General features: G+C 70.6%; 19 protein-coding genes. 14 read left to right on the plus strand and 5 right to left on the minus strand.

What is annotated here, in order from left to right:
- Positions 1-140: 140 nt before the first annotated feature.
- Entirely contained in the window at positions 141-1637 is a 1497-nt protein-coding gene (gene hflX, locus B0675_RS17730; protein ID WP_081219787.1) for a GTPase HflX, read from the plus strand.
- A 90-nt stretch (positions 1638-1727) separates the two neighbouring features.
- On the opposite strand, the gene B0675_RS17735 is transcribed toward hflX, so the two are convergent.
- Both B0675_RS17735 and B0675_RS17740 read right to left on the minus strand, forming a co-directional pair.
- Entirely contained in the window at positions 1728-2909 is a 1182-nt protein-coding gene (locus B0675_RS17735; protein WP_081219788.1) for a hypothetical protein, read from the minus strand.
- Positions 2910-3096: 187 nt separating this feature from the next.
- A complete protein-coding gene (locus B0675_RS17740) occupies positions 3097-4326 on the minus strand; it encodes a hypothetical protein (RefSeq protein ID WP_081219789.1) in 1230 nt (409 codons plus the stop codon).
- 326 nt (positions 4327-4652) lie between these two features.
- On the opposite strand from B0675_RS17740, the gene B0675_RS17745 reads away from it, so the two are divergent.
- The 4 genes from B0675_RS17745 (at position 4653) to B0675_RS17760 (ending at position 11519) form a co-directional block, all read left to right on the plus strand.
- On the plus strand, positions 4653-6110 hold the full coding sequence (locus tag B0675_RS17745) for a diaminobutyrate--2-oxoglutarate transaminase family protein (RefSeq protein WP_081219790.1): 1458 nt from the start codon (positions 4653-4655) through the stop codon (positions 6108-6110).
- 215 nt (positions 6111-6325) lie between these two features.
- Positions 6326-8353 (plus strand): IucA/IucC family protein, encoded by a 2028-nt coding sequence (locus tag B0675_RS17750; RefSeq protein WP_241539953.1) that lies wholly within the window; start codon positions 6326-6328, stop codon positions 8351-8353.
- A gap of 36 nt (positions 8354-8389) precedes the next feature.
- A complete protein-coding gene (locus B0675_RS17755) occupies positions 8390-9256 on the plus strand; it encodes a GNAT family N-acetyltransferase (RefSeq protein ID WP_081219791.1) in 867 nt (288 codons plus the stop codon).
- A gap of 187 nt (positions 9257-9443) precedes the next feature.
- The gene (locus B0675_RS17760) at positions 9444-11519 is read left to right on the plus strand and encodes an ATP-dependent DNA helicase (RefSeq protein ID WP_081219792.1); all 2076 of its coding nucleotides are present in this window, start codon (positions 9444-9446) and stop codon (positions 11517-11519) included.
- Positions 11520-11734: 215 nt separating this feature from the next.
- On the opposite strand, the gene lexA is transcribed toward B0675_RS17760, so the two are convergent.
- Positions 11735-12511, minus strand: coding sequence for a transcriptional repressor LexA (gene lexA, locus B0675_RS17765; RefSeq protein ID WP_081219793.1), 777 nt, complete (start codon positions 12509-12511; stop codon positions 11735-11737).
- 519 nt (positions 12512-13030) lie between these two features.
- Here lexA and nrdR point away from each other — a divergent pair.
- Together nrdR and B0675_RS17775 are read left to right on the plus strand one after the other, a co-directional pair.
- Complete coding sequence (nrdR, locus tag B0675_RS17770) at positions 13031-13582, plus strand: transcriptional regulator NrdR (protein ID WP_081219794.1); 552 nt, start codon at positions 13031-13033, stop codon at positions 13580-13582.
- A 162-nt stretch (positions 13583-13744) separates the two neighbouring features.
- On the plus strand, positions 13745-16642 hold the full coding sequence (locus tag B0675_RS17775) for a vitamin B12-dependent ribonucleotide reductase (RefSeq protein WP_081219795.1): 2898 nt from the start codon (positions 13745-13747) through the stop codon (positions 16640-16642).
- A 169-nt stretch (positions 16643-16811) separates the two neighbouring features.
- Here the strand turns inward: B0675_RS17775 and B0675_RS17780 are convergent, their stop codons facing one another.
- Complete coding sequence (locus B0675_RS17780) at positions 16812-17345, minus strand: TerD family protein (protein WP_081219796.1); 534 nt, start codon at positions 17343-17345, stop codon at positions 16812-16814.
- A 155-nt stretch (positions 17346-17500) separates the two neighbouring features.
- Here B0675_RS17780 and B0675_RS17785 point away from each other — a divergent pair, with 155 nt between their 5' ends.
- From B0675_RS17785 to B0675_RS17800, 4 genes are all read left to right on the plus strand, one after another.
- Entirely contained in the window at positions 17501-18106 is a 606-nt protein-coding gene (locus tag B0675_RS17785) for a DUF4937 domain-containing protein (RefSeq protein ID WP_081219797.1), read from the plus strand.
- Positions 18107-18211: 105 nt separating this feature from the next.
- The gene (locus B0675_RS17790; RefSeq protein ID WP_081219798.1) at positions 18212-18871 is read left to right on the plus strand and encodes a histidine phosphatase family protein; all 660 of its coding nucleotides are present in this window, start codon (positions 18212-18214) and stop codon (positions 18869-18871) included.
- A gap of 12 nt (positions 18872-18883) precedes the next feature.
- Entirely contained in the window at positions 18884-19783 is a 900-nt protein-coding gene (locus tag B0675_RS17795) for an ADP-ribosylglycohydrolase family protein (protein ID WP_081219799.1), read from the plus strand.
- Between the two features lie 670 nt (positions 19784-20453).
- Positions 20454-21929, plus strand: coding sequence for a DUF4173 domain-containing protein (locus B0675_RS17800; RefSeq protein WP_241539954.1), 1476 nt, complete (start codon positions 20454-20456; stop codon positions 21927-21929).
- A gap of 95 nt (positions 21930-22024) precedes the next feature.
- Here B0675_RS17800 and B0675_RS17805 read toward each other — a convergent pair whose 3' ends face one another.
- Positions 22025-23572 carry an MFS transporter gene (locus B0675_RS17805; RefSeq protein ID WP_081219800.1) on the minus strand — a complete coding sequence of 516 codons (1548 nt, stop codon included), beginning with the start codon at positions 23570-23572 and terminating at the stop codon, positions 22025-22027.
- Positions 23573-23810: 238 nt separating this feature from the next.
- Between B0675_RS17805 and B0675_RS17810 the strand changes: the two genes are divergently transcribed.
- From B0675_RS17810 to B0675_RS17820, 3 genes are all read left to right on the plus strand, one after another.
- The gene (locus B0675_RS17810; RefSeq protein ID WP_081219801.1) at positions 23811-24434 is read left to right on the plus strand and encodes a TetR/AcrR family transcriptional regulator; all 624 of its coding nucleotides are present in this window, start codon (positions 23811-23813) and stop codon (positions 24432-24434) included.
- A 95-nt stretch (positions 24435-24529) separates the two neighbouring features.
- Positions 24530-25231: a ribonuclease HII gene (locus B0675_RS17815; RefSeq protein WP_081219802.1), complete on the plus strand. Its 702-nt coding sequence runs from the start codon at positions 24530-24532 to the stop codon at positions 25229-25231.
- Between the two features lie 68 nt (positions 25232-25299).
- On the plus strand, positions 25300-25926 hold the full coding sequence (locus tag B0675_RS17820; RefSeq protein ID WP_081219803.1) for a hypothetical protein: 627 nt from the start codon (positions 25300-25302) through the stop codon (positions 25924-25926).
- The last annotated feature ends 292 nt before the right edge of the window (positions 25927-26218 follow it).

The raw sequence follows: 26218 nt of genomic DNA on the forward strand, positions 1-26218 counted from the left end.
ACCATCTTCGAGCCGACGGAGCAGCCCCCTCACCGGGGGCGATCCGGCGGTGACCGGGAATCTCCCGGCGGCCCCGGACGTTGTTCCCTGTGACGGACGACATCTGTCGGCCTTCCGCTTCCGCTCTACGTAAGGATCCAATGACCTCCTCTTCTTCCCCTTCCCAGGACGCGCAGAGCCCCGCGCAGAACTACCCCGAAGGTCTTCGGGCCGATGCCCTGATGGAAGAGGACGTCGCCTGGAGCCAAGAGATCGACGGAGACCGGGACGGCGACCAGTTCGACCGCTCCGAGCGCGCGGCCCTGCGCCGCGTGGCGGGCCTTTCCACCGAGCTCGAGGACGTCACCGAGGTCGAGTACCGACAGCTCCGTCTGGAGCGCGTCGTCCTCGTCGGTGTGTGGACCACGGGGACCGTTCGGGACGCGGACAACTCGCTGGCCGAGCTGGCCGCCCTCGCGGAGACCGCGGGAGCACTCGTGCTCGACGGCGTCGTCCAGCGCCGCGACAAGCCCGACGCGGCCACCTACATCGGTTCCGGCAAGGCCAACGAACTCCGGGACATCGTCATCGAGACCGGCGCGGACACGGTGATCTGCGACGGTGAGCTGAGCCCCGGCCAGCTGATCCACCTCGAAGACGTCGTCAAGGTCAAGGTCATCGACCGTACGGCCCTGATCCTCGACATCTTCGCCCAGCACGCCAAGTCCCGAGAGGGCAAGGCGCAGGTCGCGCTCGCGCAGATGCAGTACATGCTGCCGAGGCTCCGAGGCTGGGGTCAGTCGCTGTCCCGTCAGATGGGCGGCGGCTCGGGCGGCGGTCTCGCCACCCGTGGTCCCGGTGAGACGAAGATCGAGACGGACCGGCGTCGTATCCGCGAGAAGATGGCGAAGATGCGCCGGGAGATCGCGGACATGAAGACGGGCCGCGACATCAAGCGCCAGGAGCGCCGCCGCAACAAGGTGCCCTCGGTCGCGATCGCCGGCTACACCAACGCCGGCAAGTCGTCCCTGCTCAACCGCCTCACGGGCGCGGGCGTCCTCGTCGAGAACGCGCTGTTCGCGACCCTCGACCCGACCGTCCGCCGGGCGGAGACCCCGAGCGGCCGGCTGTACACGCTGGTCGACACGGTCGGTTTCGTACGGCATCTGCCGCACCACCTGGTCGAGGCGTTCCGCTCCACCATGGAGGAGGTCGGCGACTCCGACCTCATCCTGCACGTGGTGGACGGATCGCACCCCGACCCGGAGGAGCAGCTGGCCGCCGTGCGCGAGGTCGTCCGGGACGTCGGCGCGACGAAGGTGCCCGAGATCGTCGTGATCAACAAGGCGGACGCGGCGGACCCGCTGGTGCTCCAGCGGCTGCTGCGGATCGAGAAGCGCTCCATCGCGGTCTCGGCCCGCACCGGCCAGGGCATCGCCGAGCTGCTCGCCCTGATCGACAACGAGCTGCCCCGCCCCTCGGTCGAGATCGAGGCGCTCGTGCCGTACACGGAGGGTCAGTTGGTCGCCCGCGCCCACACCGAGGGCGAGGTGATCTCCGAGGAGCACACCGCGGAGGGCACCCTCCTCAAGCTGAGGGTGCACGAGGAGCTGGCGGCGGACCTCGCTCCGTACGTCGCGGAGCCCGCGCTCCGCTAGACGTCCGCGCCCCGCACGACGCGAAGTCCCGCCCCCTCACCCGAGGGAGCGGGACTTCGTCGTCCAGCAGGCCGGCGGACGCGCCGGGGGCTACCGGCCGCCGTACTCCTTGCTCATCTGCTCGTACAGCGACCGCGCGCCGCGCCCCAGCCGTGGGCCGGCCAGCCAGGTGTTGCCGGCCGGGCCGATCGACGTGTTCGACACGAGTTCGGTCTTCCCGTCGATGACGCGGAACCAGCCGCCGCCGGACGAACCACCGGTCATGGTGCAGCCGATGCGGTACATCGCCGGCAGGGCCGGGTCCAGCGAGAGACGCCCCGGCCTGTCGACGCACTTGAACATCTTGAGGCCGTTGTACGGCGGCGCGGCCGGGTAGCCCCAGGCGCCCATCGCACCGACCTCCCGCGCGGTCGGCGCGGAGAAGTCGACGGGCAGCGCGTTGCCGACCGTCTCCTCCAGCGACCTGTCCCCCTGCTCCGGCTTCACATGCAGCAGGGCGTAGTCGTACGGAGCGCCCGCACCGCCCGTCTCGTCGCCGCCCGAGATCCACTCCTGGGACGTCGAGGCCCAGTCCGCCCACCACTGGCCGTAGGGGGCGACCTCCGAGGCCGTCGCGGTGCCGAGCTGCGCCTCGGACTTCCCCTGGTCGTTGTACGACGGCACGAAGGCGATGTTGCGGTACCAGCCGCCGTCGCCGCCCGCGTGCACACAGTGGCCGGCGGTCCACACGAGGTTGGACTTCCCGGGGTGGTTCACGTCCTTGACGACCGTGCCCGAACAGACCATGGAGCCCTTGGGGGAGTCGAAGAAGACCTTGCCCACGGGCGCCGCGTGCTGGTGGTACGGGGTCTTCTCCGCCTGTGCCCGCACCGGATCGGGCTCCGGGTCACTGATCCCCTGGTCCGCCGTCGCGTCCTTCGCGGAGATCGTCTTGTCGGGATCCTCGGCGGACTTCATCCGCTCCGGCTTCCACAGTCCGTCGATCACCGGGTTGACGAAGTCCTCGGCCCGGCCGAGCCACTTGTCGCGGTCCCAGTTCTTCCAGGCGCCGTTCTTCCACTGGTCGACGTCGATGCCGTGCTGCCTGAGCCTGTCCCTGATGTCGTCCGGGACCTTGATCTTGTCGTCGCCGCTCGCCGAACCCTGCGAGGCGGACGGGGTGGACCCGCCCGCCTCGTCGTCGCCAGGACCGCAGGCGGTCGCGGTGAGCGCCAGCGCCGCCATCAGGCCGGTGGCGGCGAGGACCGTACGACGCCGTCTTGAAGAACGCATGCTGCGGTAACCCCCGTTGAAGCTCTGGCTTCCGTGTCCGTCGTGCGCCGGGCCGCTCCTCGCGGAGCCCTCCCGGACGCGACACCCCACTATGCACAAGCAGTCGGGGACGAACAGCGGTGGGCCGGTGAACGTTCCTCCGCACCGGCCCACCGCTGTTCATCCCCGGCGCCTCACGCCGTCCGGGTCACCGCCCGGCGAACTTCCCGCTCACCGAGTCGTACACGCCCTTGGCCACCGGCCCCAGCCGCGGACCCGCGAGCCAACCGGACTTGACCGGACCGATCGAGGTGTTGGAGACCAGGGCCGGCTTGCCGTCCGAGCCCGCGGCCACCCAGCCGCCGCCTGAGGAACCGCCGGTCATGGTGCAGCCGATGCGGTACATGGTCGGGTCCGCCTGCGCGATCGACAGCCGTCCCGGCTTGTCCGTGCACTGGAACATCTGCTGGCCCTCGAACGGCGGCGCGGCCGGGTAACCCGTCGCCGTGACGCTCGACACCTTCGTCACGGCGGGGGCGTTGAAGTTCACCGGCAGCGCCGAACCCACCGTCTCCTCCAGCGACTTGCCGTCGCTGCCCTTCTCCGGCGTCACATGCAGCACGGCGAAGTCGTACGAGGCCCCCTGCCCGCCCGTCGAGCCACCCTGCTCGATCCACTGGTCGGAGGTCTGCGCCCAGTCGCTCCACCACACTCCGTAGGGGGCGACCTCCTCGCGCGGCGCGTTCTGCAACTGCGCGGCGGTCTTGCCGGCGTCGTTGTACGAGGGCACGAAGGCGATGTTGCGGTACCAGCCGCCCTTCTTGCCCGCGTGGACGCAATGGCCGGCGGTCCAGACGAGGTTGGACTTGCCCGGGTGGGCCGGGTCCTCGACCACCGTCGCCGAGCAGACCATCGTGCCCTCGGGGGAGTCGAAGAACACCTTGCCGGACTCCGGCACCCCGGCGTGGTACGCGGGCTTCACGGCGCGCGCGGTCACCGGAGCCGGCTCCGGGTCGGTGACGCCCTGGTCACCGCTGAGGTCAGCGTCGTCGACGCCCTTGTTCTCGTCCGGGTCGTCCGCCCCGCGCATCCGCTCGGGGTCCCACAGGCCCTTGATGATCGGGTTGATGAAGTCGTCGGCCTCGCGCAGCCAGTCGTCCCGGTCCCAGTTCTTCCAGGCGCCGTTCTTCCACTTGTCGACGTCGAAGCCGTGCTCCTTGAGCTTGTCCTTGAGGTCGTCCGGGATCTTGATCTTCCCGTCGCTGCTCGCGGACGCGGAGGCGCTGGACTTGGCGTCGGCGTTGTCGTCGCCCGAGTTGCAGGCGGTGGCGGTCAGCGCCAGCGCCGCGGTGAGGCCGACCGCGGCCAGAACAGGGGACGTTCCGCGGCGCGCGCCCCTCCCTCGGCGTGCGGCGAAGGGCGGGCGTATGGATCGCATGGTGCAACTCCCCCTGGGCGTCTGTGAACTGGTCAGGATCCGTCGATCCGGAACCCGTCGGTACGGGACGTGCGGGACGCACGGGACCGCTGGTGACGATCGATCGGCCGTGACCGGCGATCGTCCGGTATCGCTGAACGGCACCACACACTATGCGCTCGCTGTGGGGGACATCCGACGGAACGGCAACGGTTCCGTCACGGCAAGGATCTTCGATCCACCCGCTTCCCAACGCCCGCGGCGTCGTTGATACGTACGGGGGGCCTGAGGCCTGCGTTCGAAACCCCTCGCCAACTCGCCTCTGGACAGCGGGAGGACCTGAAGTCGTGGCCGTGACCGAATCAGCGGTGGTGCCGTCGAAGGCTCCTGGTGAAGCCGAAGGAGCGCGGAACGGCGCGTCCACGGAGACCGAGGGAGCGCGCGCGGCGCACGAGGGGATCCTGCGGCGCCAGTCGGCGCGCGAGTCCGCGGCCCGCACCTACGCGCGCGCCCTGCCGATCGTCCCGGTGCGGGCCCGCGGCCTGACGATCGAGGGCGCCGACGGCCGCCGCTATCTCGACTGCCTCTCCGGCGCGGGGACGCTGGCCCTCGGGCACAACCACCCCGTCGTCCTGGAGGCGATCAGGAAGGTCCTCGACTCGGGTGCGCCGCTGCACGTCCTCGACCTCGCGACCCCGGTCAAGGACGCCTTCACCACCGAGCTGTTCCGCACACTGCCGCCGCGGTTCGCGGAACGGGCCCGCATCCAGTTCTGCGGCCCCGCCGGCACGGACGCCGTGGAGGCCGCTTTCAAGCTGGTGCGCGCCGCCACCGGGCGCACCGGCCTCCTCGCGTTCACCGGTGCCTACCACGGCATGACAGCGGGGGCGCTCGAAGCGTCCGGGGGCGCGGCCGACGTCCGGGTGGCGCGCCTGCCCTACCCGCAGGACTACCGCTGCCCCTTCGGCGTCGGCGGGGAGCGCGGCGCCGAACTCGGAGCGCGGTGGACGGCGTCGCTTCTCGACGACACCAAGTCGGGGGTGCCGATGCCGGCGGGGATGATCCTCGAACCCGTCCAGGGGGAGGGCGGCGTGATCCCGGCGCCGGACACCTGGACGCGGCGGATGCGGGAGATCACGGCGGCGCGGTCCATCCCGCTCATCGCGGACGAGGTCCAGACCGGCGTGGGCCGGACCGGTGCCTTCTGGGCCGTCGAACACAGCGGGATCACCCCCGACGTGATGGTCCTTTCCAAGGCCATCGGTGGCAGCCTGCCGCTGGCCGTCGTGGTCTACCACGACGACCTCGACGTGTGGGAACCCGGCGCCCACGCGGGCACGTTCCGCGGCAACCAGCTCGCCATGGCCGCCGGCACGGCCACCCTCGCGTACGTGCGTGAGAACGGTCTGGCCCAGCGTGCGGCCACCGTCGGAGCCCGCATGCTGATCGAACTCAGGTCACTGGCGGCGGAGTTCCCCCTCATCGGCGACGTGCGGGGCCGAGGCCTGATGATCGGTCTCGAATGCGTGGACCCGGAAGCACCCCCGGCCTCCACACCCGACGGTCCCCGGCCCGCCGCTCCCGAAGTGGCGGCGGCCGTCCAGCGGGAATGCCTGCGCAGAGGCCTGATCGTGGAACTGGGCGGCCGCCGGTCGAGCGTGGTCCGCCTGTTGCCCCCGCTGACGATCAGCGACGAACAGACGACCGCCGTCCTCGACCGGCTCGCGGACGCGGTGCGGGCGGTGGCCCATGAGGACCGGCGTCCCGGACGGGACGGAACGCGGGGCGCCGACCGCCCCCGGTGACGGTCCGTAGCCGTCCCGAGCCCGACGCATCTCCCCACCCTCCGGTGCGTCGCCGCGCCCACCCGAACGACCCCCAAGGAATGCCCGTGAACACCGTCCCCGCACCCGACCACCGCCCCCTCGCACGCGAGCGGACCGCCGGGGACCCGGTCCCGCAACGCTCCGTGGCGGAATCGGTTCCCCGGCAGAAGGCCGGCCGCCGGGAGTCCGAGTGGTTGCGCGGATGTACCGCCGACCCCCTGGAGCACCCCGACACCCGAACCGCCGCCCAGGCCGCGGCAGTCGAGAACCTGCTGCGCTGCTGGGTACGGGAGAACGACCTGGCCGCCCCGGACCACGGCACCCTCCGTATCCCGCTTCCCGCCAGCGGTGCGATCCTGCTGGTCCCCGTCCACTACTGGTCGGCAACCGGCTGGCACCGCTTCGGCCTCCCGCACCTCGCCTACGCCCCCGAAGGCGCGCCTCCCGCGGACGCGGTGACCGTGGCCGCACTCCTCGCCCGCGAGGCGGCCGCAGCCGGCACACCGACCGCGGCCGACCGGCCCGCCGGCGGCGGACAGACCGCGCAGACCGAGGACGGTAACGTGGGGCAGGCCGCGCACGGTGAGGACGGCAGCGTCGGGCAGGCCTCGCGCACCGGAACTGTCGTGGACGTGCGGGACTCCGTTGACCGGACCCCTTCCGACACACTGCCCGCCGTTCCGCTGCCGTTCCTCCCGTCACCCCGCACCGATCACGCGACGGCAGTGCCGCGCCGCCGTGCCGCCCGTACCGAGGACAGCCCGGCCGGTGAGGGCGCCGACCTCGTGGGACGCGTCGCCGACTCGGTCCGGCGCACCGCCGTGTTCATCGAAGACCGGCGGGAACACCCCGCCGACACGGGCGACCGCTTCCTGGCCGCCGAGCAGGCACTCCTCCTCGGCCACCCGCTGCACCCGACCCCGAAGGGCCGCGAGGGCCTCTCCGATGCCGAAGGCGCCCTCTACTCGCCGGAGTTGCGTGGATCGTTCCCGCTGCACTGGATGGCCGTCGCACCCGCAGTCCTCGCGTCCGACTCCGCGTGGACGGAGCGGGGCCGGCCCGTGTCCGCGGAGCAGCTGGCCCGGCGGCTGGCCGGCCCCGACCTGGCGCTACCCGACGGATACGCCGCCGCCCTGCCCCTGCACCCCTGGCAGATGCGCGAGCTGAAGCACCGCACGGAGACCGCCGCCCTGCTGGACGCCGGACTGCTCCTCGACCTCGGCCCCCTCGGCGATGCGTGGCACCCCACCTCCTCCGTCCGCACCGTCCACCGCTCCGGCGCGCCCGCGATGCTGAAACTCTCCCTCGGGCTGCGCATCACCAACTCCCGCCGTGAGAACCTCCGCAAGGAGCTGCATCGGGGAGTCGAGGTCCATCGCCTCCTGCGCAGCGGCCTGTGCAAGGAGTGGCAGGCCGTCCACCCGGGCTTCGACATCGTCCGCGACCCGGCGTGGCTCGCCGTCGACGGGCCGGACGGCAAGCCCGTCCAAGGGCTCGACGTGATGATCCGGCACAACCCGTTCGGGCCGGCGGACGACGCCGGCTGCGTCGCGGGACTCGTCTCACCCCGACCGCACGAGTCCGCCGACGGCCGCCCCCTCATGCGGTCCCGGCTCACCGCGCTCATCACGGGGCTCGCCGCACGCACCGGACGCCCACGCGGTGCCGTCGCCGCCGAGTGGTTCCTGCGCTACCTCGAACACGTCGTCCGTCCCGTCCTCTGGCTCGACAGCGAGGCGGGCATCGCCCTGGAGGCACACCAGCAGAACACCCTGCTCCTGCTGGACGCCGACGGCTGGCCCACCGGCGGCCGCTACCGGGACAACCAGGGTTACTACTTCCGTGCCTCCCGCCGCGCCGACCTCGACGCCCGGCTGCCCGGAATCGGCGAGCGCAGCGACACCTTCGTCTCCGACGAGGTCACCGACGAACGCTTCGCCTACTACCTCGCCATCAACAACGTCCTCGGACTCATCGGCGCCTTCGGCTCCCAACGGTTGGCCGACGAGCGCCTGTTGATCGCCGCCTTCCGCCGCTTCCTCTCGGACGTCGCCACCGGCCCGGCCAGGCTTCGCACGACGATGCCCGCCCTGCTGCTCGACTCACCTGTCCTGCGCTGCAAGGCCAACCTGCTGACCCGGCTGCACGGCCTCGACGAACTCGTCGGCCCCGTCGACACGCAGTCCGTCTACGTCTCCCTCTCCAACCCCCTTCATTCCTGAGGAACATGACCCACCCCGTCTCCTGAGAGGAGCCTCGTGCCTCCCACCGACGCGAGCACCGAAGCTGACACGCATCCCGCCGCGCAGGTCGCTCCCGGATCCGGCCCGGACACCGGAACCCGACCGCACACCGGCTCGGCCCTGGACGCCCCCACGGACTGCGAGGACACCCTCGACCTCCGCCTTCCCGACGACCTGATCGCCCTGTTCGCCGCTGGCGGGGAACAGGCGGGGGACGCCGACGCCCGGGTCGGTGACGCCTGGACCCGCGCGGCGGCAGGGATCGAGGGCGTCGAGGCGCCGGGAACCGGGGACGGCGGTGCCGGTGGGGCCGATCTGCTCGACCGGGTCGGCGGCTGGGGCCCGGTCGCCACCGATGTCGGCGTCTTCCAGCTTGTCCCCGTACGGCCCGACCGGGACGCCCCGCTCGTGTCGCGCTGGATGAACGACCCCGCCGTCGCTGCCTTCTGGGAACTGGAGGGCCCTCAGTCCGTCGTCGAGAAGCACCTGCGCCCCCAGGTGGACGGAGACGGACGCAGCGTGCCCTGTCTCGGGGTGCTGGACGGCATCCCGATGAGCTACTGGGAGATCTACCGCGCGGACCTCGACCCCCTGGCGCGCCACTACCCCGCCCGGCCCCACGACACCGGTATCCATCTCCTGATCGGTACCGTCGCCGACCGTGGACGAGGTCTCGGCTCCGTCCTGCTCAGAGCCGTCGCCGACCACGTCCTGGACAAGCGTCCCTCCTGTGCCCGCGTCGTCGCGGAACCCGACCTGCGCAACACACCCTCCGTCTCCGCTTTCCTGAGCGCCGGTTTCCGCTATTCCGCCGAGGTCGACCTGCCCGACAAGCGGGCCGCCCTCATGGTCCGGGACCGGGCTCTGCGCGATCTGCTGTGAGCCGTCACATCTGGTACACCGCTCGACCCGGTCCGGTTCCCATGTGTGGGCCCCTCGTCCGCCCCACAGCTGCGGACCCCCCTCCACCGGCCGGTGGATCCACCCTCCCCGCACCCGTCCTGATCGCGCCCCCGGCCCCGGCCTTGATCGCCCGGCTGTCAGTGGCGCCCCGTAGGCTGGCACCGCTATGACGAAGCCCTCACTCCCCGAACTCCTGCATGCTGCCGTCACTGCTGTCGGCGGCACGGAGCGCCCCGGCCAGGTGACCATGGCCGAAGCCGTCGCGGGTGCCATCGACGACAGCTCCCACCTGCTGGTCCAGGCGGGCACCGGCACCGGAAAGTCCCTCGGATATCTGGTGCCCGCGCTCGCCCACGGAGAGCGGGTGGTGGTGGCGACCGCCACCCTGGCGCTCCAGCGACAGCTCGTGGAGCGGGACCTCCCGCGCACCGTCGACGCACTGCACCCGCTGCTGCGCCGCCGCCCCGAGTTCGCGATGCTGAAGGGCCGCTCGAACTACCTGTGCCTGCACCGCCTGCACGAGGGCATGCCGCAGGACGAGGACGAGGGACTGTTCGACCAGTTCGAGGCCGCCGCCCCCACCAGCAAGCTGGGTCAGGACCTGCTGCGGCTGCGCGACTGGTCCGACGAGACCGAGACCGGCGACCGTGACGACCTCACTCCCGGAGTCTCCGACCGGGCCTGGGGCCAGATCTCGGTGTCCTCCCGCGAGTGCCTCGGCGCGACCAAGTGCGCCTACGGAGCGGAGTGCTTCGCGGAGGCGGCCCGCGAGCGCGCCAAGCTCGCCGAGGTCGTCGTGACCAACCACGCGCTGCTCGCGATCGACGCCATCGAGGGCGCCCCGGTCCTCCCGCAGCACGAGGTCCTGATCGTCGACGAGGCGCACGAACTGGTCTCCCGCGTGACCGGCGTCGCCACCGGCGAGCTCACCCCCGGGCAGGTCAACCGCGCCGTCCGCCGCTCCGCGAAGCTGGTCAACGAGAAGGTGGCCGACCAGCTCCAGACCGCGGCCGAGGGCTTCGAACGCCTGATGGAGCTGGCCCTGCCGGGCCGCCTGGAGGAGATCCCCGAGGACCTCGGATACGCCCTGATGGCGCTCCGGGACGCCACCCGCCAGGTGATCTCGGCCCTGGGCTCCACCCGCGACAAGTCCGTCCAGGACGAGGACGCCGTCCGCAAGCAGGCCCTGGCCTCCGTCGAGTCGGTGCACGACGTGGCGGAGCGCATCACGAACGGCTCGGAATGGGACGTCGTCTGGTACGAGCGCCACGACCGCTTCGGCGCCTCCCTCCGTGTGGCGCCCATGAACGTGTCGGGCCTGCTGCGGGAGAAGCTCTTCACGGACCGCTCCGTCGTCCTGACATCCGCGACGCTCAAACTGGGCGGTGACTTCAACGGGGTGGGTGCCTCCCTCGGGCTCGCCCCCGAAGGCACGGCGGGCGACGACGTCCCCCAGTGGAAGGGCGTCGATGTCGGCTCGCCCTTCGACTACCCCCGCCAGGGAATCCTCTACGTGGCCAAGCACCTCTCCCGCCCCGCGCGGGACGCCGACCGCGGAGACATGCTGGACGAGCTGACCGACCTGATCCAGGCCGCCGGCGGTCGCACGCTCGGCCTGTTCTCCTCGATGCGCGCGGCCCAGCTCGCGGCGGAGGAGCTGCGCACCCGCATCCCCGCGTACCCGATCCTGCTCCAGGGCGAGGAAACGCTCGGTGAGCTGATCAAGAACTTCGCGGCGGACCCGAAGACCTGCCTCTTCGGCACCCTGTCGCTCTGGCAGGGCGTGGACGTGCCGGGCACGAGCTGCCAGCTGGTCGTCATGGACAAGATCCCGTTCCCGCGCCCGGACGACCCGCTCATGAGCGCCCGCCAGAAGGCGGTCGAGGACAACGGAGGCAATGGTTTCATGGCCGTCGCCGCCACCCACGCCGCCCTCCTGATGGCACAGGGCGCCGGCCGTCTGGTCCGCGCGTCCGGTGACCGCGGCGTGGTCGCCGTCCTGGACCAGCGCCTGGCCACGGCACGCTACGGCAGCTATCTGAAGGCCTCGCTGCCCGACTTCTGGTACACCACCGACCGCAACCAGGTCCGCCGGTCCCTCACCGCGATCGACCAGAAGGCGCAGGAGACCGAGGCCGTCCGGGCGGCGGCCGCGGAGCAGGCGGCGTCTGCGACGGAGGAGGCGGAGACGGTCGAAACGGTCGGCGATGTCGAGGCGGCGGAGGCCTCGGAGGACGCCTAGACCGGTCTCGACGGCGAGCGGCTGGGCGGATCGGGGACTCGGCGCCGTCGTCGACGCCGGGCGAGGCGATCAGGTCGCGCGGGGCGCCCGGGACGCGTGTGCCGCGCCCCTTTACGCAACAGGGGCGCGGCAGCAGCACACACAGGGCCCCGGAACCGGCGCAGTTGGTTCCGGGGTCCGGTCAGAGGCGGGGGTGGGGATCCACCCCCGCGGTGTCACACCCGGCGCAGCACCGCGACGACCTTGCCGAGGATGGTCGCCTCGTCGCCGGGGATCGGCTGGTAGGCGGAGTTGTGCGGCAGCAGCCAGACGTGGCCGTCCTCCCGCTTGAAGCGCTTCACCGTGGCCTCGCCGTCCAGCATCGCGGCGACGATGTCGCCGTTCTCCGCGACCGGCTGGCGGCGGACCGTCACCCAGTCCCCGTCACAGATGGCGGCCTCGATCATCGAGTCTCCAACGACCTTCAGGACGAACAGCTCACCGTCGCCCACCAACTGGCGGGGGAGCGGGAACACGTCCTCGACCGACTCCTCGGCGAGGATCGGGCCACCGGCGGCGATCCGGCCGACGAGCGGTACGTACGACGCGGCCGGCTTGCCCGCCGTGTCCGTGGGCTGCACCGACGACTGGTCGGAGCCCCGCACCTCGTAGGCGCGCGGGCGGTGCGGGTCCCGGCGAAGGAAACCCTTGCGCTCCAGTGCCATGAGCTGATGCGCGACCGAGGAGGTGCTGGACAGGCCGACGGCCTGTCCGATCTCCCGCATCGACGGCGGGTAACCGCGCCGCTGCACGGAGTCCCGGATCACCTCGATCACCCGGCGTTGCCGGTCCGTGAGTCCCGAGCTGTCGGCTCGGATGCCTGGAGGTCGCCCAGGCAGGGAGCGCTTGGGCCCCTCATGATTCGCGGCTTCGTTCATCGCATGCACCGGCTCGAGTCGGCCCTGGGAGCGGTCCTGGGCAGTGATGGTGGCGCTGTCTGCGGTGGTGGTCACGTCGGCCCCTCTCGATGGTCTCCCTGCTGGACAACGGTAGTTGCTTTCGAAAGGTTGCGCCAAACACACGTTCGAGTGAAAAACCGCAGTTTGTCTGTCGTGATCATGTGTCTGGGTGTATAGCTGGCGACGCGCCGAACGGACAAAAGGGTCCATTGCTGTACTCTCCACCGCCGCCGGCGGTGGCCGTCCTCGCTGACCTGGGCCGACGCCCAGTCTGCCATTCCCTGGCCGGCGGGCCGGGAACCGGCTCCCCTTCCGTGCGCCGACCACGCTAGCCCCGCGTGTCCGGGATGGGTATGCCTGTGCGACACATGCCCTTACGCGTGCGACACGCGGGGATAGGGCGACTTGACGCGCCAGGCCCCACATCTAGTGGTTGGATTGCGACAGCAGCCCAGAAGTTGTGGTCCCCCGGGTCTCCGGGCCCTCGGACATCGCCTATGCTTGAGGCTGCTTCGCGGGGCCCATGAGGTCCCGAGAGGTCTATGAGCCGTGCTGTGAAGGAGGGTTGGAGCCATGCACTGCCCCTTCTGCAGGCACCCCGACAGCCGCGTCGTCGACAGTCGTACGACCGACGACGGCACGTCGATCCGCAGGCGCCGCCAGTGCCCCGACTGCTCCCGTCGTTTCACGACCGTGGAGACGTGCTCGCTGATGGTGGTGAAGCGGTCCGGCGTGACCGAGCCCTTCAGTCGCACCAAGGTCATCAACGGCGTCCGCAAGGCGTGTCAGGGACGGCCGGTGACCGAGGACGCGCTCGCGCAGCTCGGCCAGCGGGTCGAGGAAGCGGTGCGTGCCACCGGAAGCGCCGAACTGACCACCCACGACGTGGGCCTGGCCATACTCGGACCCTTGCAGGAGCTCGACCTGGTGGCCTACATGAGGTTCGCCTCGGTCTACCGGGCCTTCAACTCGCTCGACGACTTCGAAGCCGCCATCACGGAGCTTCGCGAAGTGACGCAGCGCACCGCCGCGGACGACGACGACCCGGCTGTGACGCGCGACGAGAACGACCGCGGACGCGGAGGAGCCGTCGAGGTTCCCGTGTCCGCCACCGCCGCCGACTGACCGCGGGGCCGGACGCCCGGAGCGTCCGGTCCTCGCCGGTGAGTGACGCACACAGACCTGCTGCGACCAGCCGTGCTCTGCGGCACGCGGCACCAGAAACACATCGCGCCACGGGAAGAACGTGGCCTTTCAGGGCGTTTTAGCCTGATACAGGGAGGCGGCATGACAGAGACGGCGAGCGGTCCGGCACGAGGATCTCGCACCAAGGGCGGGGCCAAGGCCACCAAGGGACTGCGCATCGAGCGTATTCACACGACCCCCGGCGTGCACCCGTACGACGAGGTGGAGTGGGAGCGCCGTGACGTCGTCATGACCAACTGGCGCGACGGCTCGGTCAACTTCGAGCAGCGTGGCGTCGAGTTCCCCGGCTTCTGGTCGGTGAACGCGGTCAACATCGTCACCAGCAAGTACTTCCGAGGTGCCGTCGGCACCCCGCAGCGTGAGGTGAGCCTCAAGCAGCTCATCGACCGCATCGTGAAGACGTACCGGAAGGCCGGCGAGGACTACAAGTACTTCGCGTCGCCCGCCGACGCCGAGATCTTCGAGCACGAGCTGGCGTACGCCCTCCTGCACCAGATCTTCAGCTTCAACAGCCCCGTCTGGTTCAACGTCGGGACGCCGCAGCCCCAGCAGGTCTCCGCCTGCTTCATCCTGTCCGTCGACGACTCCATGGAGTCGATCCTCGACTGGTACAAGGAAGAGGGCATGATCTTCAAGGGCGGTTCCGGCGCGGGCCTGAACCTCTCGCGCATCCGCTCCTCCAAGGAGCTCCTCTCCTCCGGCGGCAACGCCTCGGGTCCCGTCTCCTTCATGCGCGGCGCCGACGCCTCCGCCGGAACGATCAAGTCGGGCGGCGCCACCCGCCGCGCGGCCAAGATGGTCATTCTCGACGTCGACCACCCCGACATCGAGGACTTCATCCAGACCAAGGTCAAGGAAGAGGAGAAGATCCGCGCCCTGCGCGACGCGGGCTTCGACATGGACCTGGGCGGCGACGACATCACGTCCGTCCAGTACCAGAACGCCAATAACTCGGTCCGCGTTAACGACACGTTCATGCAGGCCGTCGAGGTGGGCGGCAAGTTCGGCCTCACCTCGCGCATGACCGGCGAGGTCATCGAGGAGGTCGACGCCAAGTCGCTCTTCCGCAAGATGGCCGAGGCGGCCTGGGCCTGCGCCGACCCGGGCATCCAGTACGACGACACGATCAACAAGTGGCACACGTGTCCGGAGTCCGGCCGTATCAACGGCTCGAACCCGTGCAGCGAGTACATGCACCTGGACAACACGTCCTGCAACCTCGCCTCCCTGAACCTGATGAAGTTCCTCAAGGACGACGGCAAGGGCCGCCAGTCCTTCGAGATCGAGCGCTTCTCCAAGGTCGTCGAGCTGGTCATCACCGCGATGGACATCTCCATCTGCTTCGCGGACTTCCCGACCCAGAAGATCGGCGAGAACACCCGCGCCTACCGCCAGCTCGGCATCGGCTACGCCAACCTCGGCGCCCTGCTGATGGCGACCGGCCACGCGTACGACTCCGACGGCGGTCGCGCCCTCGCCGGCGCCATCACCTCGCTGATGACGAGCACGTCGTACAAGCGCTCCGCCGAACTCGCCGCGGTCGTCGGCCCGTACGACGGCTACGCCCGCAACGCGCAGCCGCACCAGCGCGTCATGAAGCAGCACGCCGACGCGAACACGAAGGCCGTCCGCGTGGACGACCTGGACACCCCGATCTGGGCCGCCGCCACGGAGGCCTGGCAGGACGTGGTCCGCCTCGGCGAGAAGAACGGCTTCCGCAACGCGCAGGCCTCGGTCATCGCCCCGACCGGCACCATCGGTCTCGCGATGTCCTGCGACACCACCGGCCTTGAGCCCGACCTCGCCCTGGTCAAGTTCAAGAAGCTGGTCGGCGGCGGTTCGATGCAGATCGTCAACGGCACCGTGCCGCAGGCCCTGCGCCGCCTGGGATACCAGGAGGAGCAGATCGAGGCGGTCGTCGCCCACATCGCCGAGAACGGCAATGTCGTCGACGCCCCCGGCCTCAAGCACGAGCACTACGAGGTCTTCGACTGCGCCATGGGCGAGCGCTCCATCTCCGCGATGGGCCACGTCCGCATGATGGCCGCGATCCAGCCGTGGATCTCCGGCGCGCTCTCCAAGACGGTCAACCTGCCGGAGACGGCGACCGTCGAGGACGTCGAAGAGGTCTACTTCGAGGCGTGGAAGATGGGTGTCAAGGCGCTCGCCATCTACCGCGACAACTGCAAGGTCGGCCAGCCTCTCTCCGCGAAGACCAAGGAGACGGAGAAGACCGAGGTCACCGCCAAGGCGGAGGAGACCATCCGTACCGCGGTCGAGAAGGTCATCGAGTACCGCCCGGTCCGCAAGCGTCTCCCCAAGGGCCGTCCCGGCATCACCACCTCCTTCACGGTGGGCGGCGCCGAGGGCTACATGACCGCCAACTCCTACCCGGACGACGGCCTCGGCGAGGTCTTCCTGAAGATGTCGAAGCAGGGATCCACCCTCGCCGGCATGATGGACGCCTTCTCGATCGCCGTCTCGGTCGGCCTGCAGTACGGCGTGCCCCTGGAGACGTACGTCTCCAAGTTCACCAACATGCGCTTCGAGCCGGCCGGTATGACGGACGACCCGGACGTGCGGATGGCGCAGTCGATCGTCGACTACATCTTCCGCCGCCTGGCGCTCGACTTCCTGCCCTTCGAGACGCGCTCCGCGCTCGGCATCCACTCCGCCGAGGAGCGTCAGCGTCACCTGGAGACGGGCTCCTACGAGCACTCCGAGGACGACGTCGACGTCGAGGGACTGGCCCAGTCGGCGCCCCTCGCGCAAGAGCTGAAGGCCGTCGCCACGCCGAAGGCCGAGGCCGCGGTGGCCGTGCCCGCCCCGAAGGAGGCGCACACCAGCGCCGAGCTCGTCGAGATGCAGCTGGGCATCCAGGCCGACGCCCCGCTCTGCTTCTCGTGCGGTACGAAGATGCAGCGAGCCGGCTCCTGCTACATCTGCGAGGGCTGCGGCTCGACCAGCGGTTGTAGCTGACGCCGGGCCCCCAGCGGGCGCGTATCAGCAGGTCAGGGCGGTGGAGCCGGGAATCGGCTCCACCGCCCTGCGGCGTTGTGCGCGCGGCGAGCCCTGGAGACGCGGCGAGCGATCGGCGCACGCCGAGGCGCGGGCGCGACGGTGTCCGAAGGGGCGGAAGGGCGGTGCCTCAGGCCTCCTGCGGGCTGCCCATGACCCGCGCGAACGTGGCGGGGTCCGTGTCGAAGCCGTGGACGCCCGGGTGGAACGTCCACTCCCCGGAGTGGTCCCGGACGAACTCGCCGATGGTCGCCGCGGTCGAGCCCAGTACGTCCCCGAAATCGCCCTCCGTCAGAACGGTGTAGCCCTCGCGCAGCCGGAACCCGGGGTTCAGTACACCGGCGAACGTCTTCGGCCCCGTGCGCTGCTGGATGAGGACGCCGACCACCACGCGCGCGTACTGGCTGTTGAGGCGATCGAGCTCCAGGGTCATGACCTCGTCCCAGCCGAAGCCCTTGCCGTCCTTGCTGTCCCGGTTCAGATAGATGGTGCCGTCCGGGGACCGGCTGTCGAAGTGCACGACATAGGCCGGATCCCCCTGCGGTGCCGACGCCGGATACGTCGCCGCGATGATGTCGAGATCGGTCGCGGGCTCGCCGACCGGACTCGGGTCCCACTTGACCGCCAACTCGGCTTTGCGTATGCCCTTGTTGAGACCGTTCATCGGATCTCCCCTCCGCGTTCTCCCAGCAGTGACCTGGCCAACTGCCCGACAGGCGCGGCCGGTTGCCCATCGTGCCACGCGCGCCGCGGCACCCGTGCGGATCAAGTCCGCCGGACCGTGACCGGTGCCACGCCCGGTGGCCTTACGATGGCGCGGTGCTGGTCAAGTGGATTCGCTGCACCGTGGTCGATCGCCGCGGTTTCGAACGGGGGCAGCGGAAGTGGGCGGGACTGCTGGGGGAGCCGGGTTTCCGGGGGCAGGGCGGGGGATGGAGCAGGGGACGGTCCGGCGTCGCCCACATCTTCTCCTTCTGGGAGAGCCGCGCCTTCTACGACTCGTTCATGGCCCGCTCCCACGACCGGCTGGCCGCCGCGCAGTCCGGCACGTTCAAGGACACCCAGGTCAAGCTGTTCGACCACCGCTTCGACGTGAAGACCGGCTTCGAGGCGCGCTTCACGGACGCCGACGTGGTGCGGGTCGCGCACTGCCGTGTCCATGAGGACAGGGCCGAGCACTTCGCGCTCATGCAGGAGAAGGTCTGGAACCCCGCGATGGCCGGTTCGCCCGGCATGGTGCGCGGGCTGTTCGGTGAGGCGCCCGGCAGCGAGTTCCTTGTCCTGTCCATGTGGCAGTCGTCCGGCGAGCACGGCAAGTACCGCGAGGAACGGGTGGAGAGGCTCGCCCTGCGCGCCCAGATCGAGGCAGACGTGGCCGCCCTCGCCGGCGACATCGTGCAGCTGGAACCCGGCTGGATCGTCTGACGGCCTCTCTCCCGCCGCGTCCCTGATGTGCGGGAACGGTGTGACCTACGCCGTATGAGCCCGTACGACTGCTCGATCCGCGCCGACACGATCTAGGGTTTTGGCATGGCACGACCACGGCGCATCGTTCTAGTCCGCCACGGCGAGTCGGTGGGCAATGCCGATGACACCGTGTACGAACGCGAGCCCGACCACGCGCTGGCGCTCACCGAGAAGGGCCGGCAACAGGCCGCCGAGACCGGTGAACGGCTGCACGATGTCTTCGGCCGCGAGCGCGTCAGCGTTTACGTCTCCCCGTACCGGCGTACCCACGAGACGTTCCGGGCCTTCCGCCTGGACCCCGCGCTCGTCCGCGTGCGTGAGGAGCCGCGCCTGCGCGAGCAGGACTGGGGCAACTGGCAGGACCGCGACGACGTGCGTCTCCAGAAGGCCTATCGCGACGCCTACGGGCATTTCTTCTACCGGTTCGCGCAGGGCGAGTCCGGAGCGGACGTGTACGACCGGGTCGGCGGCTTCCTGGAGAGCCTGTACCGGAGTTTCGAGGCTCCCGACCACCCGCCGAACGTGCTCCTGGTGACCCACGGACTGGCGATGCGGCTGTTCTGCATGCGCTGGTTCCACTGGACGGTCGCCGAGTTCGAGTCCCTGTCGAACCCGGGGAACGGCGAGACGCGGATGCTCGTTCTGGGGGACGACGGCCGGTACACCCTGGACCGGCCCTTCGATCGCTGGCGTGAGCCGGAATCGTACGGATTCACCGGATAGAGTGGCAGAGCGATGATCGCTGACTCCTCTCCCGACGGCCGGCTCGACCGCGCCCTCGCCAGCCTCCGCGGACTCGCGGTGGGGGACGCGCTGGGCTCGCAGTTCTTCGTGCCCGCGAACTACCCGCTGCTCAAGCGCCGCGAGCTGCCGCCCACCCCCTGGCAGTGGACCGACGACACCGAGATGGCCTGCTCCGTGGTCGCGGTGCTGGCCGCGCACCAACGCATCGACCAGGACCGGCTCGCCCACTCCTTCGCCGAGCACCACGACTTCGACCGGGGCTACGGCCCGGCGGTCAACCGCATGCTGCGGCAGATCCGTGAGGGCGGCGACTGGCGCGAGCTGGCATCCGCCCTGTTCAAGGGCCAGGGCTCCTGGGGCAACGGCGCGGCGATGCGGATCGCCCCCCTGGGCGCCTGGTACGCGGACGACCCGGAGCAGGCGACCCATCAGGCGGAGATCTCCGCCTACACGACGCACCAGCACCGCGAGGCCGTCGTCGGCGCCATGGCCGTCGCCGCGGCCGCCGCGCTTGCCGCCGACCCGGCGGGCCCTCCGAGCGCCGAGACCCTGCTCGACGGGGTCATCGCCCTGGTGCCCCGCAGCGCCGTCGGTGCCGGGCTGCGGCGCGCCCGGGACATGCTCGACTACGGCGACGCCGCGACCGTGGCCGCCGTCCTCGGCTGCGGACGGCGCACGTCGGCGCACGACACCGTCCCCTTCGCCCTCTGGTCGGCCGCCCGCGCCCTGGGTGACTACGAGAAGGGCTTCTGGGTCACCTCCCAGGTCGGCGGCGACGTGGACACGACGTGCGCCATCGTGGGCGGAGTGGTCGCCTCGGGGAAGGCCGGATCGCCTCCCGCGGCCTGGCTGGAGGCCACGGAGGAACTGCCGGAGTGGGTGCCGGCGTAGGGACGGACAGGCGCGCGGCATCACCGGACCCGTGGCGGGACAGGCGCCGGACGGATTTCCGGAGGACTGCTCGCTGAGGTGGCCCGGGTGCCGGCGGACGTGCGCCAAGCGGGATCCACGCGTGCGCGTGGGGCCCGGGTGTCGCCCGCCAGGACCCGGGCGGCCGCAGAGGCGGTCGGTCCATGACGGTGCCCGTGCTGGAAACCGCTCATCTGTCACAGGCTCGCTACAGCCCCTCGACCAGCCCCTCAGCCGCGTTGACCGTGGATAGCCTGTGCGCCACGCCGCCCGTTGATCATGGCGGGTGTGCGCCGACGAGACACCGGTCGGCAGCCTCCCCGCCGAAGTGGCGCGTCGAGGGCTGCCCGGAGACCGGTCGGGAGGGGGTCCCTTGTCCGACATACCGTCCACGCCGGAGCCCGGCGACGAGGCACCGGCGACACGCAGAAGTCCTGAAGAGGGCAAGGGGGGCCCGGAGACCGCGGAACGGCCTCCGAAGACGGCGGAGCCCGGGGGCGCGGCCGGTGCGGGCTCCGCTGCCGGGCCAGGCGGTGGCACCCCGGCCCAGGACGCCCGAGCCGTGGCCGAGGGGGCAGCGTCCCGGGCACGTGCCGACCGGGAGATCCACGGAAGCGGCAGCTGGGCGACTCCGCCGCCCCCCTCGCCCTCGCTGCTCGCCGGACTTCAGGCGGAGCCGCCCGCGCCCGTGCGGACGGCCACCCTGTGGGCCGTGCTCGCGACCGGCGTGCTGAGCATGCTGCTCCTCGACGACGGCCTGGCGATCAACCTCCTGATCGTCGCCGTCCCCGCAGCACTCGCCGCCTATTTCGCGGGACGGGCCGCGGGACGCCGCACGCGCGCGTGGAGCCTGGTCTGGGCCGTGGGCGGACTCGGCCTGCTGATCGTGCCCGCTCTGCGGGACGCGGACTGGCCTTCGTTCCTGGCCGTGGTGACCGCGGTCGCGCTGGGCTCCCTCGCGCTGAACGGTGGACGCACCTGGGCCGCGGTCCTCCTGGGACCGATCGGCGTCTTCAACGCCCTTGTCCCCGGACCCCTCTGGGGCTGGCGTGGTCTGCGGGAACGATTCGGTGGCGCCCGTCGCAGTGTGGGCGTCGGACTGCGCGCGCTCGTGGTGACCGCGGTCCTGCTGCTGGTCTTCGGCGCCCTGTTCGCCGGAGCCGACTCCGCATTCGCGAGCCTGCTCGGAGACCTCATGCCGGACGCCTCCGTCACGGGTGGACCCTGGCGTCTGGTGCTGCTGGCGTTCGGCCTGGTGGGAGCGTTGGCGGTGGCTCACACGGCGGCCGCACCGGCGAAGTGGGACCGGGTCGCCGTGCCCGCCGGGCGTCCGCGGAACCGCGTCGAGTGGGCCCTGCCGCTGATCCTGCTGGTCCTGCTCTTCGCCGCCTTCAACGCGGTCCAGCTCGCCGTCCTGTTCGGCGGCTACGACGCCGTGCTGGAGAAGACCGGCCAGACCTACGCCGAGTACGCGCGCCAGGGCTTCTGGCAGTTGCTGCTCGTCACCCTGCTGACCCTGCTGGTCGTGGTGTTCGCGCTGCGCTGGGCGCCACGGGACGGCGCGGCCGACCGCAAGCTGGTCCGCGGCGTACTGGGAACTCTGTGCGCGCTGGCGCTCGTTGTCGTGGCATCCGCTGTGCGACGTATGGACATGTATGTGGAGGCTTATGGGCTCACGCGGCTCAGGGTGTCGGTGGTCGCCGGCGAGCTGTGGCTCGGACTCGTCATCGTGCTCATCATGGCGGCCGGAGTGTGGGGTGCCCGCTGGCTCCCCCGCGCGGTGGCGGCGAGTGCGGCGGCCGGTGTGCTCGCGTTCGGACTGATGTCGCCCGACAGCCTGATCGCCGAGCGGAACGTCCAGCGGTACGAGGAGACGCAGAAGTTCGACCTCGACTACGCGCGGAGCCTCTCGGCGGACGCCGTACCCGCCCTGGACAAGCTGGAGGAGCCGATGCGGTCGTGCGCTCTGCGGATGATCGCCGACGACCTGGGACGGGAGGACCAGCCCTGGTACGCCACCAGTTGGGGTGAGGCCAGGGCCCGGGACATCCTTCGCGACCGTCCGCCGTCCGGCTCCGCTGACTGGAGCCTGTGCAGCCGGATCGGGGACGATCTCGTGTACCGCTGAGCCAGGTCGTGCGGTTCCGTCGTACAGCGGAGGGCCGGGCCGTGACTCTCGCCGCCGGTCCTCAGGACCGTGGCCCGGCCTCCGCGGTACGACCCTCAGCCCGCGACGGGAGCCGGCGCCCCGGAGAGGGCCTCCAGGTCGCTTTTGCGCACCCGGATCACCAGCGTGGCCACGATCAGGGCGAGCAGGCCCATCGCCACGGCCGGCACGAAGGCGGTCGAGATGCCCTGGGCCAGCACGTCGTGACTCCAGGGGGAGGGCAGTTGGTGCGTCCTCGCGAACTCGGCCTTCTGCCCGGGCGACGCTTCCGCCAGGAAATTCGGGACCTGCTTCCGGGCCTCGTCCCGGCTGGCCGTCCCGAAGACCGTGGTGAGGATGGAGAGGCCGAGGGAACCGCCGACCTGCTGCGTGACGTTGAGCAGACCGGAGGCCGCGCCCGCCTCGTGCTGGGCGACACCGGCGACCGCGGTCACCGTCAGCGTCACGAAGTTCAGCCCCATGCCGAAGCCGAACAGCAGCATCGGGCCGAGGACACCGCCGAGGTAGGAGTCGTCGGGACTGATGAAGGTGAGCCAGCCGAGGCCGAGGGTGACCAGCGCCGAGCCGGCGATCATGAAGGGCTTGGGGCCGAGCACCGGCAGGAACCGCTGCGACAGACCCGCGCCGATGGCGATCGCCACCGTCACGGGAAGGAAGGCGACACCGGCCGAGATCGGGCTGTACCCCAGCACGTTCTGCACGAAGAGCACGATGTAGAAGAACATGCCGAACATGGCGGCGGCGAGGCTGAGCATGATCAGATACGTGCCGGAGCGGTTGCGGTCGGCGAACATCCGCAGTGGCGTGATGGGCTCCTTGGCCCGTGTCTCGATGGCTGCGAAGGCCACCAGCAGGACCACGGCCGCGGTGAACGAACCGATCGTGAGGCTGTCCTTCCAGCCGTCCTCGGCGGCGCGGATGAAGCCGTACACCAGCGATGCCATGCCGGCGGTGGAGGTGAGCGCACCCGCGATGTCGAAGCGACCGGGATGGCGTTCGGACTCGTTGATGTACATCGGCGTGAGCACGGCGATCAGGATGCCGATGGGCACGTTGACGAAGAGGACCCATCGCCAGTCGAGCCATTCCGTGAGCATCCCGCCGGCGAGCAGGCCGATGGCGCCACCGCCGGCCGAGACCGTCGCGAAGACGGCGAACGCCCGGTTCCGCTCCGGTCCCTCCGGGAAGGTGGTCGTGATCAGCGCCAGCGAGGTCGGCGACGCGATCGCGCCACCGACGCCCTGCAGGGCCCGCGCGGCGAGCAACTGCCAAGGTTCCTGCGCGAGTCCGCCGAGCAGCGAGGCGAAGGTGAACAGCAGGATGCCGGCCATGAAGACCCGGCGCCGGCCGAGGATGTCACCGGCTCGCGCACCGAGCAGCAGCAGGCCGCCGAAGGTCAGGGTGTACGAACTGACCACCCATGTCAGGTCGGTGGTGCTGAACTTGAGCGCGTCTTGAATGTGCGGGAGCGCGATGTTCACAATCGTCGCGTCGAGTACCACCATGAGTTGGCAGGCCGCGATGACGGTGAGCGCGATGCCGGGATGTCCCTCCCGGCGGGCCGCACCAGGTTTGGTGTCCTGAGTCAACTGAGAGGTCGTCACTATGGTTCCCCCACAAGTGCGTTAGTGAACGCTCGCGTTCACTGTCGCGCCAACGGTAGTGAGTCCCCGACAGTGAACGCAAGCGTTCACTCAAGTCCCCGTCCGAAGATGTCGACGGGACCGCCGCTCCCCGTGAACGGTCCACCGGCACGCCGCCCGCCCCCACCCGGCAACCCACCGCTCGTCCCCACCCCGATGTCCGCTCCTCGCACACTCCCCGCACAACGGAGACACTCTGATGGTTACTTCGCGTTGGACGGCCGCCCCCGCTCAGGCGTCCTCCCCGCGCCGGCGCGGTGCCGTTCTCGAGCGCGCGATCCTCGAGGCCGCGCTGGAACAGCTCGGCACCGTCGGCTGGAACGGCCTCACGATGGAGGGCGTCGCCGCCCGCGCCCAGACCGGTAAGGCGGCGGTCTACCGTCGCTGGCCCTCCAAGGAGGACCTCGTCGCCGACGCGCTCCAGGCGGGCCTGCCGAACCTGACCGAGGCCCCCGACCTCGGCGGCGTCCGGGAGGACCTCCTCGAACTGTGCCGCCGGGTGCGGGAGGCGATGTTCTCGCAGCCGGGCTTCGCGCTCCGCTCGGTCCTTCACGAATGCGACGTGACCCAGGCCGAACGCTTCAATCGAGTGATCCTCGGCGGTGTCGTGGAACCCACGATGCGTCTGCTTCGGGACGTCATCCACCGCGGGATCGCACGGGGTGAGGTCCGAGCGGACGCGGCCAACCCGTACGTCTTCGACGTCATCCCGGCGATGATGATGTATCGCTCCAAGGTGTGCGCGAGCGAATGGAGCGATCAGGATCTGCAGGGGATGATCGACCAGCTCATGGTCCCGCTGCTGCGCGGCGGCGTGGCCTGATCCGCATCCGCCGACCGGTGTCGCCGCGGGTCGTCCGGCCGCTCGGGGAGCCTGGGTGTCGCGGCGGCCTCCGGGCGGCGTAGTCTGAGGACGCCATGCCGTACGAACCACCCACCCACACCGTCGAGCGCTCCCTCCGCGCCACGACCGGAGCGAAGGTCATTGCCGGTGTCGACGAGGTGGGCCGCGGAGCCTGGGCCGGCCCCGTCACCGTCTGTGCCGCTGTCACCGGTCTGCGCCGCGCCCCCGAAGGCCTGACCGACTCCAAGCTCCTCACCGTGAAGCGCCGCACCGCGCTCGCCGTGGAGTTGGAGAAGTGGGTGACGTCGTACGCGCTCGGACACGCCTCCCACGAGGAGATCGACCAGATGGGGATGACGGCCGCCCTGCGTCTCGCGGCCGTCCGCGCCCTGGAGACCTTGCCGGTCCGCCCCGACGCGGTCATCCTCGACGGGAAGCACGACTATCTCGGCGCTCCCTGGAAGGTCCGTACGGTGATCAAGGGCGACCAGTCCTGCATCGCTGTCGCGGCCGCGTCCGTGATCGCCAAGGTTCAGCGCGACAAAATGATGGCCGAACTGGGCATCGAACATGCAGACTTCGGTTTTGCGGCCAACGCGGGTTACCCGTCGCCGGTCCACAAGGCCGCGCTGGAGGAGCGGGGGCCCACCCCGTACCACCGGTTGTCGTGGGCGTATCTTGATGCGCTGCCCCAGTGGCGGCATCTCAAGAAAGCCCGCAGCTGGGCGGACGGAAACGTTCCGGAGATCGAGGGTCAGCTCGGCTTCGATTTCTGACGGTTTCGTTCGCACTCATGTGCCACCCGCCGACGCGCGTCGTGTCGGCGTTTGATAAGTATCAGCTCATGCCTCTCATTCCCGAGGAGCCTCAGATTCACGAGAGTGCCCAGGGTCCCCGCGTCACCCCGGCCAGCAGCCGCACCGCGCCGACCCCTCGCCCCGTACCCGGTCCCCGCCCCGTGGCTCCGCCGCGTCCAGGCCGCCCGGGTCCTGTCCGGCCCATGCCGGCCCAACGCACCGCGCGCGAGCCGGTCGTGGCCGCGCCGGGGCCGTCCGCCAAGGTTGCGGCACCCGCTGCCGCCGCCCCGCAGCTCCAGCTCATCCCGGCCTCGGCCGAGGGCGCGCTGGACGCCGCCGAAGAAGCCGTCGACCTGCTGCTGGACTCCGGCCGCGCCCCCGGTGAGGTGCTGGTGATCACCACCGGCGACCTCCACCCGTGGGCCGCGCACGAGCTTTCCTTCGGTGAGGCCGCCTACTGGGCACAGCACGAAGCGGGTGACGACGTCTTCTATGCCGACGCCTCCGCCGTCGGCCGTGCCGCTTCCCGCCCCGTCGTCGTGGTCGCCGTCAACGGTGGTTCCCCCGAGGCTGTCGCCTCGGGCCTGCCGCTGGCCCTCGGCCGTGCCGGTGCCCTGCTGATCGTCTGCGGTGACCCGCAGCAGATCAACTCGGTCCTGGGCGCAGGAGTCTGATCGCGTTCCGGACGTCGTCCGGAACGCGATCCGCGGGACATCGAAGGTGCCGCCGCGGTGGTACCTGCTCAGTGGTCACTTCGTCCTACCCGCATATCGCACCCGGTTCCAACGGTGAGATGTGCTGGGCTGACGTGTGTCGCCGGGGGTGGCATGTTCATGCCACCCCTCTTCGGCGATCCCGGATGCTCTGCGGCGATCACCGGGGCAGTTGTGCGAGGCGGCGCGGGATCGGTAGGGGCTGGTGGCCTCGTTCCGTTCGCTACGAGGTGGTGTGCTTGGACGGGCGCCC

This window comes from Streptomyces sp. M41(2017) (assembly GCF_002078175.1).
Taxonomy (GTDB): Bacteria; Actinomycetota; Actinomycetes; order Streptomycetales; family Streptomycetaceae; genus Streptomyces.

Excerpts from the sequence above, each read along its gene's own strand:
- hflX (WP_081219787.1), top strand. The coding sequence starts at position 141 with ATGACCTCCTCTTCTTCCCCTTCCCAGGACGCGCAGAGCCCCGCGCAG.
- B0675_RS17735 (WP_081219788.1), bottom strand. The coding sequence starts at position 2,909 with ATGCGTTCTTCAAGACGGCGTCGTACGGTCCTCGCCGCCACCGGCCTG.
- B0675_RS17740 (WP_081219789.1), bottom strand. The coding sequence starts at position 4,326 with ATGCGATCCATACGCCCGCCCTTCGCCGCACGCCGAGGGAGGGGCGCG.
- B0675_RS17760 (WP_081219792.1), top strand. The coding sequence starts at position 9,444 with ATGACGAAGCCCTCACTCCCCGAACTCCTGCATGCTGCCGTCACTGCT.
- nrdR (WP_081219794.1), top strand. The coding sequence starts at position 13,031 with ATGCACTGCCCCTTCTGCAGGCACCCCGACAGCCGCGTCGTCGACAGT.
- B0675_RS17775 (WP_081219795.1), top strand. The coding sequence starts at position 13,745 with ATGACAGAGACGGCGAGCGGTCCGGCACGAGGATCTCGCACCAAGGGC.
- B0675_RS17780 (WP_081219796.1), bottom strand. The coding sequence starts at position 17,345 with ATGAACGGTCTCAACAAGGGCATACGCAAAGCCGAGTTGGCGGTCAAG.
- B0675_RS17790 (WP_081219798.1), top strand. The coding sequence starts at position 18,212 with ATGGCACGACCACGGCGCATCGTTCTAGTCCGCCACGGCGAGTCGGTG.
- B0675_RS17795 (WP_081219799.1), top strand. The coding sequence starts at position 18,884 with ATGATCGCTGACTCCTCTCCCGACGGCCGGCTCGACCGCGCCCTCGCC.
- B0675_RS17810 (WP_081219801.1), top strand. The coding sequence starts at position 23,811 with ATGGTTACTTCGCGTTGGACGGCCGCCCCCGCTCAGGCGTCCTCCCCG.
- B0675_RS17815 (WP_081219802.1), top strand. The coding sequence starts at position 24,530 with ATGCCGTACGAACCACCCACCCACACCGTCGAGCGCTCCCTCCGCGCC.
- B0675_RS17820 (WP_081219803.1), top strand. The coding sequence starts at position 25,300 with ATGCCTCTCATTCCCGAGGAGCCTCAGATTCACGAGAGTGCCCAGGGT.